Raw genomic sequence first — 9,299 nt, forward strand, 5'->3', positions numbered from 1 at the left:
TTGCCCATCACCGTTGATGGCAAGAACCTAACCAGTAATCTCTGCTAGGAACTGCAAAATCTGGCGATAAACGGTGAAAAAAAAATCGCCTGCGCATACAGCGCAAAAAAGGCCGACGGTTAAAAAACCGCCAGCCCACACCTGATTACTCAGGTTAGTAAGTTAAAATATAACTTACTTGATCTCTACTGCAGCACCAGCTGCTTCAAGATCAGTTTTAAGTGCTTCTGCTTCTTCTTTGCTGATAGCTTCTTTAACTGCTACTGGAGCAGATTCAGCCATAGCTTTAGCTTCTTTCAGGCCTAGACCTGTAGCAGCACGAAGAGCTTTAATTACAGCAACTTTGTTAGCACCGAATGAAGTCATCATAACGTCAAATTCAGTTTGCTCTTCAGCAACTGCAGCGTCAGCGCCGCCAGCAACAACAGCAGCTGCAGCAGATACGCCGAACTTCTCTTCCATTGCTTCGATTAGTTCAACAACTTCCATTACAGACATAGCTGCAAAGGCTTCTAAGATTTGGTCTTTAGTGATAGACATAACAAAAAATTCCTATTGTTCTGAATTTAGGCAGCAAGTAAAAACTTAAGCTGCTTCTTCTTTTTGATCGCGAAGTGCGGCCAGAGTACGTACGAATTTGCCAGCAGATGCTTCTTTCATAGTCATCATCAACTGAGCTAGTGCTTCGTCGTACGTTGGCAATTTCGCTAAACGATCAATATCGGCTGCAGGGATTAAAGTCCCTTCAAAGGCTGCTGCTTTAATTTCAAACTTCTCTTGTGCTTTTGCGAAATCTTTAAGAAGACGCGCTGCTGCACCTGGGTGCTCTTGAGAAAATGCGATTAAAGTAGGACCAGTAAACGTTTCGCTAAGGCACTCAAAATCAGTACCTTCAACTGCGCGCTTAACAAGAGTGTTACGTACAACACGAATGTAAACTCCTGCTTCACGAGCTGCTCTACGCAGACCGGTCATTTCACCTACAGTTACACCGCGAGAATCGGCGACAACTGCAGATAAAGCACCTTTGGCAGCTTCGTTGACTTCAGCAACAATCGCTTTTTTGTCTTCGAGTCCTAATGCCATTGGCTATACTCCTGGATTCTATCTAGGGAATTCCCTAGCAATTACCATGCTAAATATCTAAATACTTAGCTACTTACGGTGCTTATCCAGTAAAAAAATTTCTGGGGTCCGACACCGTCTACGTAGGAAATTAAGTTAACTCGTGGCTAACACCTACGGTCTTGGACGGAAGCCTATTTTGAATCACTAAGTGATAGAAAATAAGTCCCAACCCACAAGGTGCGCGCATTATAAATTAATACGCACACTTTGTAAAACTTAGATTGCTTTAGCTAAAGTAGCTTGATCAATCGCAACACCTGCACCCATAGTGGTAGAGATGCTGATCTTCTTAAGGAAAATACCTTTAGCTGAAGACGGCTTAGCCTTCACTAGAGCACTAATTAGTGCTTCTAAGTTTTCTTTAAGATTTGCATTGTCAAAATCCACTTTACCAATAGTAGTGTGGATGATGCCATTCTTGTCTGTACGGTAGCGAACCTGACCAGCTTTAGCATTCTTAACTGCTTCAGCAACGTTAGGCGTTACAGTGCCAGTCTTTGGGTTAGGCATTAGACCACGTGGGCCTAAGATTTGACCAAGTTGACCAACAACACGCATTGCATCAGGAGAAGCAATAACTACGTCGAAGTTCATTTCGCCAGCTTTAACCTGTGCAGCTAGCTCATCCATACCAACTAGCTCAGCACCAGCAGCGATAGCAGCTTCAGCGTTAGCGCCTTGTGTGAATACAGCAACACGTACATCACGACCAGTACCGTGTGGCAGTACAGTAGCACCACGCACGTTTTGATCAGATTTACGAGGATCAACACCAAGGTTTACAGCAACATCAACACTTTCTACGAACTTAGCAGTAGCTAGCTCTTTTAAAAGTGTAATAGCTTCATTGATATCGTAGCTTTTTGTTACTTCTACTTTTTCGCGGATCAAACGAGCGCGTTTACTTAGCTTTGCCATAATATTAATCCTCTACTACCAAACCCATTGAACGCGCAGTACCTTCAATTGAGCGAGTCATCGCTTCAATATCAGCACCAGTCATGTCAGACGCTTTAGTTTCAGCAATTTCCTGAACAGCGCTACGCTTGATAGTTCCCACTTTATCTGTGTTAGGACGGCCAGAACCAGACTTCAGACCCGCTGCTTTAAGCAGTAGGAAAGATGCAGGTGGTGTCTTAGTTTCAAAAGTGAAAGAACGGTCACTGTATACAGTGATAACAACAGGAATTGGCATACCTTTCTCGAACTTTTCAGTACGAGCGTTGAATGCTTTACAGAATTCCATGATGTTAACACCTTTCTGACCTAACGCAGGTCCGACTGGTGGCGACGGGTTTGCAGCACCGGCTGCTACTTGTAGCTTGATGTAGCCATCAACTTTCTTAGCCATGAGTATTTCCTCAGTATGGGTTCAAACGCTATCGACAAAATGTCTGCTAGCTCCCCGAAAATAATGGGTGCAGATTCTACTACAAATCTGCACCCAGTCAAATATTTTTTGTGCTTATTTTAATCAGCTTTTTTCGATCTGACCGAAGTCTAGCTCTACAGGTGTAGAACGACCGAAGATCATGACAGAAACCTTAACGCGATTCTTCTCATAATCAACCTCTTCAACGGTACCGTTGAAGTCAGCAAATGGCCCGTCAGTAACACGTACAACTTCACCTGGTTCAAAAATAACGCGATGAGTTGGAGTCTCTGTAGTCTCTTGTAAGCGCTGAAGAATTGCATCAGCTTCTTTATCAGAGATTGGAGCTGGACGATCTGATGTGCCACCAATAAAGCCCATTACACGTGGGATGCTCTTTACTAGGTGCCAGCTTTCATCGTTCATTTCCATCTGGACTAATACGTAACCAGGGAAAAACTTACGTTCACTCTTACGGCGTTGACCGGCGCGCATCTCTACGATTTCTTCTGTAGGGACCAATATTTCACCGAAATAGTGTTCCATGCTGTGCATCTGAATATATTCATGCAGAGTTTTAGTGACACGGCCTTCATAACCAGAAAATGCCTGGACTACGTACCATCTTTTTTTAGCTTCAGTTGCTTCAGTCATTCGAAATGCCTATACGCCAGTAATAAAATTAACAATTCTCAGTAATACCGCGTCCATTCCCCAAAGGATTAACGCTAGTACACCGGTCGCCGCCAATACAATAAATGTTGTATTGAGAGCTTCTTGACGCGTAGGCCAAACTACCTTACGTACTTCAATCTGTGCTTCACGAGCAAAGCTTAAAGCTTGCTTGCCTTTCTCAGTTTGCAAAGCAATGAATCCAGCAATAACAAAAGCTACTACTACACTGATTGCGCGAACTAAAACACTTTCTTCGCTATACATTTGGTTGCCCACAACAGCGGCAGCCAACAAAATAACGACTAGGGCCCACTTAACGATATCCAGAGAATTACTCTGGCTTTCAGTATTTGTTGTCATCGGTTAGTTCCGTTACTCACTACGACCTGAGCTTGCGTTTAGCTGATGGTTACAAGTGAACGCATCAAGCCACTAAGTATTCCGAACCCACACTTAATTTTACTTTTAGGGTGAGTGCAGAGGGTCAAAAATCGGCCATAGATTGTATTCTTATTCTGACGACTAAGCAAGAATGCAAGCAAGGCCTAGGTCAGAATATGTGTAAAAAAACAAAAAAGGAAGCCGAAGCTTCCTTTTAGGATGTTTAGTAAGAGTAATCGCGATTAAGCGATGATCTTAGCTACAACACCAGCACCTACTGTACGGCCACCTTCACGGATAGCGAAGCGTAAACCTTCATCCATCGCGATTGGGCAGATCAACGTGACAGTCATCTGTACGTTATCACCAGGCATTACCATCTCAACGCCTTCTGGCAATTCGATAGTACCGGTTACGTCTGTTGTACGGAAGTAGAACTGTGGACGGTAACCTTTGAAGAATGGAGTGTGACGTCCGCCTTCTTCTTTAGACAGAACATAGATTTCTGACTGGAAAGTAGTGTGTGGAGTGATTGAACCAGGCTTAGCGAGTACTTGACCACGTTCAACATCTTCACGCTTAGTACCACGTAGAAGAACACCACAGTTCTCGCCTGCACGACCTTCGTCAAGCAGCTTACGGAACATTTCAACACCAGTACAAGTAGTCTTAGTTGTATCTTTGATACCAATGATTTCTACTTCTTCACCAACTCTGATGATACCACGCTCTACACGACCAGTAACAACTGTACCACGGCCTGAGATTGAGAAAACATCTTCGATTGGAAGAATGAATGCACCATCAATAGCACGCTCTGGCTCTGGGATGTAGTTATCTAGAGCGTCAGCTAGTTCAATGATCTTAGCTTCCCATTCTGCTTCGCCTTCAAGGGCTTTAAGAGCAGAACCTTGGATAACTGGTAAGTCATCACCTGGGAAGTCATATTCAGAAAGAAGTTCACGAACTTCCATTTCTACTAGCTCAAGAAGCTCTTCGTCATCAACCATGTCACACTTGTTCATGAATACGATGATGAATGGAACGCCAACCTGACGAGAAAGCAGGATGTGCTCACGAGTCTGTGGCATTGGACCATCTGTAGAAGCAACTACTAGAATCGCGCCATCCATTTGAGCAGCACCAGTGATCATGTTTTTAACATAATCGGCGTGACCAGGACAATCTACGTGTGCGTAGTGACGTGCAGGTGTGTCATATTCGATGTGAGAAGTATTAATTGTAATACCGCGCTCACGCTCTTCTGGAGCGTTATCGATTTGTGCGAAGTTTCTTACTTCACCACCGTACGTTTTTGCAAGAACTGCAGAAATAGCAGCAGTAAGCGTAGTTTTACCATGGTCAACGTGACCGATAGTACCAACGTTTACATGTGGTTTATTACGTTCAAATTTTTCTTTAGCCATGGTATTGCCCCAATTAGATAACTTGGTGATGAAACCGCGTACAACAAAAAATCCGATGCAGTTAAAGGCATCGAATCGATTAATTTTTTGTATTTAGGATTTTAACAGGTTAACGCTGAAAGGGCAGTATTTAATAACCTAACCCCTTTTCAGGGGGCACTCTTTAGTGAGTGCTATCAGCGAATATTGGAGCGGATGGCGGGAATCGAACCCGCGTTATCAGCTTGGAAGGCTGGAGTAATACCATTATACGACATCCGCGCAACCTACTAAGGCTACCTAACTACTTAGAATATGGTGGAGGGAGAAGGATTCGAACCTTCGAAGGCTGAGCCGTCAGATTTACAGTCTGATCCCTTTGGCCACTCGGGAACCCCTCCAGGGAAATGGTGCCGGCACCAAGAGTCGAACTCGGGACCTACTGATTACAAGTCAGTTGCTCTACCAACTGAGCTATGCCGGCGTGTCATTTCGGTAGCGGATATTATGGAAATGTCGGCACAAGTGCAATAGCAAAATACAAAAAAAATGAAAAAAAAATGAAAAAAACGATATTATTTGTTTTTTCGCTTACAAAAACAGCTTTACGTTTATTATTCCACCGCGCAAACAGACAAACTAAATACATCCAGTTCAAAATTATCTTTCTGATTGTTCAAAATTATTCGTTAGTGTAATGTGCCTCCTCACAGGAGAGAAAATCAATGACATCCGGAAATCAAATTCACTCTGCACTTTATTTAGCATTTCAAAGATCGCAGTGGGCCGAATTAAGAGAATCGGTACCTTTAACATTAAGTGAACCAGAGCTTGCTGATCTTAAAGGTATAAACGAAAAGCTATCTTTAACTGAAGTAACGGATATCTACCTCCCCCTTAGCCGCTTACTCAACCTGATCGTGGGTTCTAGACAGAAAAGTGGTGTAGTACTCAACGAGTTTTTGAGCAGAACGCCACCTAAGCGTCCTTATATTATCAGTATTGCTGGCAGTGTCGCTGTGGGTAAAAGTACCACAGCGCGTATATTGCAGGCTCTTTTAAGCCAATGGCCAGAACACCCTAGGGTCGATCTTGTCACCACAGATGGCTTCCTATACCCATTAGCAGAATTAAAGCGTCGGGGACTATTACAACGTAAAGGTTTTCCTGAAAGCTATGATATGAAAATGCTAGTTGAATTCATTTCGAATATTAAAGCTGGCAACCCTTATGTAGAAGCTCCGCTTTATTCACATGTTAGCTATGACCGAATCACTGATCAGCATCAAGCAATCGAGCAACCAGATATTTTGATCATAGAAGGCTTAAATGTACTTCAAACGGGTCAAGATGCTGCTGTTGGTATTCAGCAACCCTTCGTATCAGACTTTGTCGACTTCTCTGTTTATGTTGACGCTCAAGAGCAGTTATTAAAGAAGTGGTATATAGATAGGTTTTTGCAATTCCGAGGTGGCGCTTTTAGTGATGAAAAATCTTATTTTCACCACTATTCAAAACTTAATGATGCAGAAGCGCGACATACAGCAGCAAACATTTGGGATAGTATCAACGGCCCTAACCTAAAACTGAATATAGAGCCGACCCGTGATCGTGCCCATTTGATTTTACAAAAAGGCGATGATCACTTAATGAGCCAAGTATTGCTGCGTAAGTAATATAATCGAAGCGTTGCTTAAATACCTTTAAGTTGCGCTTCTTAGGCTTATCTCACCTCCGACAAAGGCTTCTATTCCCTTGTCAGTTTTCAATAAAATTGACCCTGTTTCATCTATCCCCTGACAGACTCCATCAATACACTTATCGCCTAGTAATAACTTCACTTTTTCACCATCAAAAATATCAACTTGCTTCCAGCGAGCTAGGAATGCAGATAAGCCCTCTTTTTCAAACAAAGTAAGGTCTTCATAAAGTTGATGTTGTAATGCCGTTGCCAGTTCGGTTTTGCTCGGTAATGAACGACTTTGAGAGAGATCGCTCCAGGGTTGATCTATCTTATCTCCCTGAGACTTAGACATAGACATATTTATACCGATACCAATCACTAGATGGCATTCAATACCCGCCTGACCATTCATCTCAACCAACACACCGGCAAGCTTTTTATTATCCAGATAAATATCATTAGGCCACTTAACACCAAGCCCCTCTATATTAAAACTGTTCAATACTTTCACTAAAGAGCAAGCAACGACCAAACTCAAGCCTGTTGCCTGTGCCATCCCTTGCGGTAAGTTCCAATACATAGAACAGTATAAGTGACATCCGTAAGGAGAAACCCATGTACGGCCTCTTCGGCCTCGTCCTGCAGATTGGTATTCTGCGATACAGATATCACCTGAAGATAACTCCTCAGAGTGCTTAAGCAAAAAGGCATTAGTGCTCGGGATCTCATTATAATAGAAACATCGTTGTGTAATCGCGCTCTTCAATTGCGCTTCATCAATCAAAGAAAGTGAATTAGCAAGCTTATAGCCCTTGCCTTTAACACTGAAGATATCAACACCATACTCTTCTAACGTACTAATGTGATTGCTTATCGCCGTTCTCGATACTCCCAGCTGAGAAGCTAAACTTTCGCCCGACACAAACTGCTCAGAATCGAGTGCCAATAAAATTTCTCTTTTACGTTGCCACTGCTCAACCATCTATCAGTTCCTTTTCGCCATATGCGCCAATAACCCTCGGCTCAGCTTCTAACTTGACAGCAAACTGAGTGGAGATCTTCTCAATAATATACCTTGCTAGGCGTGCAACATCATCTCCTGTCGCCTCCCCAGTGTTGACCAATACTAAAGCTTGTTGCTCATGTACCGCCGCCTTACCTATCGAAAAACCTTTAAGTCCAGCATGATCAATTAACCAGCCAGCCGCTAACTTAACGCCACTATCGACAGGATAACCAACAATGCTTGGGTACTGTTCTTGTAGTATCAGAAACTGTTCATCGGTAATAATCGGGTTTTTAAAAAAACTGCCAGCGTTACCTAGTACCTTAGGATCGGGAAGTTTTGACATTCTCGTCTCACAAATACAATCAAAGACTTGTGAAGGCGTCACGGTTTTACTATCAAGTTTTTGTAATGGGCCATAGCCTAATTTAGGTTGCCATACTTTACTGAACTTAAAGCCTACCGAAGTGATCACAGCAAGACCTTTAAGCTCAGCTTTGAAAATCGAGTCACGGTAACTAAAACGGCACTCTGCAGCACTTAATCGCTTTAATTTACCGTCAGAAAGATCGAGATATTCGACCCAATCACATACATTTTCAAACTCGACACCATACGCACCAATATTTTGAATAGGTGCGGCACCAACCGTTCCAGGAATGAGGGCCAGATTCTCTAAGCCACCAATACCAAGCCTTAAGCAGTGTTTGACCAATTCGTGCCAATTTTCACCCGCTTCAACTGCCACTAGATAGCTTTCGCCATCATCTTTGACTTCTATTCCTTTAGTCAAGATGTGTACAACTGAACCCAGATAATCTTCAGTCAGTAAGATATTACTGCCGCCGCCAAGCAGAAGAAATGGTTTTTGTTCCTGATATAGCCAAAGGCAAGACTGAATTAACGCCTGCTTCGAGTCTACTTCAATGATCGAAATACACCCTTGGTCAATCGCAAAAGTATTGTAAGCCTTCAAAGAATGGAATTGTTCAGCGAGCATAAGAGAGATTAGCTTCAAATCTAAAAGCACTATTGTAACGCATTTCCCGAAGAGAAAATATTAGCAGGCTAAATTCTGACACATAAGCCAACAGAGATTAAACCAGAATCTCTATCCTGCTACAAAGGCCTCCTAATAAAGTGGCTTCTCTACTGTTAAATCAGGAGTGCGCCTGGAAATAACAAATTGCAGGCGTAAAAAAGCCCGCTGCTTAAATACTAAATAGACGCCTGTCATGGCCAGCTACGCTAAAGCTTCGCGCTCATAAGCACATCGCTATCGCAATATTCGCCCTACTCTTTATTATCCCCGAAGGGGACACATGGGGGCGAAGATACTGCGCTTAATGTACGTAGTGCATTGCAGTAGTGTAGCGCCGAGAAGCTTGTCTTCGAAGCTGGGGAGCCCGCTTAGCGGCGGATTGACATCGAGGTAGGCATTGCACGTACGTGCTTAAGTGGATAAGCCACCTGTCTGCAATAAATTCGATACGGAAAATGAAGTTTCAAACTTTTAAAATCCCAAGCGCAAAAAAGCCACCTTAATAAGGTGGCTTTGTCACTTAAATAGGCGCCTGGAAATGACCTACTCTCACATGGGGAGACCCCACACTACCATCGGCGCGATTGCGTTTCACTTCTGAGTTC

The 9,299-nt window shown here is 43.1% G+C and carries 10 protein-coding genes, 3 tRNA genes and 1 rRNA gene; 1 reads left to right on the forward strand and 13 read right to left on the reverse strand.

From position 1 onward, the window contains the following. Positions 1-174 precede the first annotated feature (174 nt). The 10 genes from rplL to FN961_RS22505 form a co-directional block, all read right to left on the reverse strand. Positions 175-540, reverse strand: a complete 366-nt coding sequence (rplL, locus tag FN961_RS22460) for a 50S ribosomal protein L7/L12 (RefSeq protein ID WP_144042394.1) — start codon at positions 538-540, stop codon at positions 175-177. 45 nt (positions 541-585) lie between these two features. Further along, positions 586-1,086: a 50S ribosomal protein L10 gene (rplJ, locus tag FN961_RS22465; protein ID WP_144042395.1), complete on the reverse strand. Its 501-nt coding sequence runs from the start codon at positions 1,084-1,086 to the stop codon at positions 586-588. Positions 1,087-1,344: 258 nt separating this feature from the next. Then, positions 1,345-2,046 (reverse strand): 50S ribosomal protein L1, encoded by a 702-nt coding sequence (gene rplA, locus FN961_RS22470; protein ID WP_144042396.1) that lies wholly within the window; start codon positions 2,044-2,046, stop codon positions 1,345-1,347. 4 nt (positions 2,047-2,050) lie between these two features. Beyond that, entirely contained in the window at positions 2,051-2,479 is a 429-nt protein-coding gene (rplK, locus tag FN961_RS22475) for a 50S ribosomal protein L11 (protein ID WP_144042397.1), read from the reverse strand. A 123-nt stretch (positions 2,480-2,602) separates the two neighbouring features. Next, a complete protein-coding gene (gene nusG, locus FN961_RS22480) occupies positions 2,603-3,154 on the reverse strand; it encodes a transcription termination/antitermination protein NusG (protein WP_144042398.1) in 552 nt (183 codons plus the stop codon). A 9-nt stretch (positions 3,155-3,163) separates the two neighbouring features. Then, positions 3,164-3,535 carry a preprotein translocase subunit SecE gene (secE, locus tag FN961_RS22485; RefSeq protein ID WP_144042399.1) on the reverse strand — a complete coding sequence of 124 codons (372 nt, stop codon included), beginning with the start codon at positions 3,533-3,535 and terminating at the stop codon, positions 3,164-3,166. 263 nt (positions 3,536-3,798) lie between these two features. Continuing rightward, positions 3,799-4,983 carry an elongation factor Tu gene (gene tuf, locus FN961_RS22490; RefSeq protein ID WP_144042400.1) on the reverse strand — a complete coding sequence of 395 codons (1,185 nt, stop codon included), beginning with the start codon at positions 4,981-4,983 and terminating at the stop codon, positions 3,799-3,801. A gap of 187 nt (positions 4,984-5,170) precedes the next feature. Then, a tRNA-Gly gene (locus FN961_RS22495) sits at positions 5,171-5,244 on the reverse strand. 34 nt (positions 5,245-5,278) lie between these two features. After that, positions 5,279-5,363, reverse strand: a tRNA-Tyr gene (locus FN961_RS22500). A gap of 7 nt (positions 5,364-5,370) precedes the next feature. Further along, positions 5,371-5,446 (reverse strand) — tRNA-Thr (locus FN961_RS22505). Positions 5,447-5,687: 241 nt separating this feature from the next. Here FN961_RS22505 and coaA point away from each other — a divergent pair. After that, positions 5,688-6,638 carry a type I pantothenate kinase gene (coaA, locus tag FN961_RS22510; protein WP_144042401.1) on the forward strand — a complete coding sequence of 317 codons (951 nt, stop codon included), beginning with the start codon at positions 5,688-5,690 and terminating at the stop codon, positions 6,636-6,638. Positions 6,639-6,665: 27 nt separating this feature from the next. Here coaA and birA read toward each other — a convergent pair whose 3' ends face one another. The 3 genes from birA to rrf form a co-directional block, all read right to left on the reverse strand. After that, positions 6,666-7,628: a bifunctional biotin--[acetyl-CoA-carboxylase] ligase/biotin operon repressor BirA gene (gene birA / locus FN961_RS22515; RefSeq protein ID WP_144042402.1), complete on the reverse strand. Its 963-nt coding sequence runs from the start codon at positions 7,626-7,628 to the stop codon at positions 6,666-6,668. Next, entirely contained in the window at positions 7,621-8,652 is a 1,032-nt protein-coding gene (murB, locus tag FN961_RS22520; protein ID WP_144042403.1) for a UDP-N-acetylmuramate dehydrogenase, read from the reverse strand. Before murB ends, birA begins: the two co-directional genes overlap by 8 nt. Before the next feature lie 572 nt (positions 8,653-9,224). Beyond that, positions 9,225-9,299 (reverse strand): 5S ribosomal RNA (rrf, locus tag FN961_RS26250); the annotation flags it as partial.

The sequence above is a fragment of the Shewanella hanedai genome (genome assembly GCF_007197645.1).
Classification (GTDB): domain Bacteria; phylum Pseudomonadota; class Gammaproteobacteria; order Enterobacterales; family Shewanellaceae; genus Shewanella; species Shewanella hanedai.

Excerpts from the sequence above, each read along its gene's own strand:
- nusG (WP_144042398.1), bottom strand. The coding sequence starts at position 3,154 with ATGACTGAAGCAACTGAAGCTAAAAAAAGATGGTACGTAGTCCAGGCA.
- rplA (WP_144042396.1), bottom strand. The coding sequence starts at position 2,046 with ATGGCAAAGCTAAGTAAACGCGCTCGTTTGATCCGCGAAAAAGTAGAA.
- rplJ (WP_144042395.1), bottom strand. The coding sequence starts at position 1,086 with ATGGCATTAGGACTCGAAGACAAAAAAGCGATTGTTGCTGAAGTCAAC.
- rplK (WP_144042397.1), bottom strand. The coding sequence starts at position 2,479 with ATGGCTAAGAAAGTTGATGGCTACATCAAGCTACAAGTAGCAGCCGGT.
- coaA (WP_144042401.1), top strand. The coding sequence starts at position 5,688 with ATGACATCCGGAAATCAAATTCACTCTGCACTTTATTTAGCATTTCAA.
- rplL (WP_144042394.1), bottom strand. The coding sequence starts at position 540 with ATGTCTATCACTAAAGACCAAATCTTAGAAGCCTTTGCAGCTATGTCT.
- secE (WP_144042399.1), bottom strand. The coding sequence starts at position 3,535 with ATGACAACAAATACTGAAAGCCAGAGTAATTCTCTGGATATCGTTAAG.
- birA (WP_144042402.1), bottom strand. The coding sequence starts at position 7,628 with ATGGTTGAGCAGTGGCAACGTAAAAGAGAAATTTTATTGGCACTCGAT.
- murB (WP_144042403.1), bottom strand. The coding sequence starts at position 8,652 with ATGCTCGCTGAACAATTCCATTCTTTGAAGGCTTACAATACTTTTGCG.
- tuf (WP_144042400.1), bottom strand. The coding sequence starts at position 4,983 with ATGGCTAAAGAAAAATTTGAACGTAATAAACCACATGTAAACGTTGGT.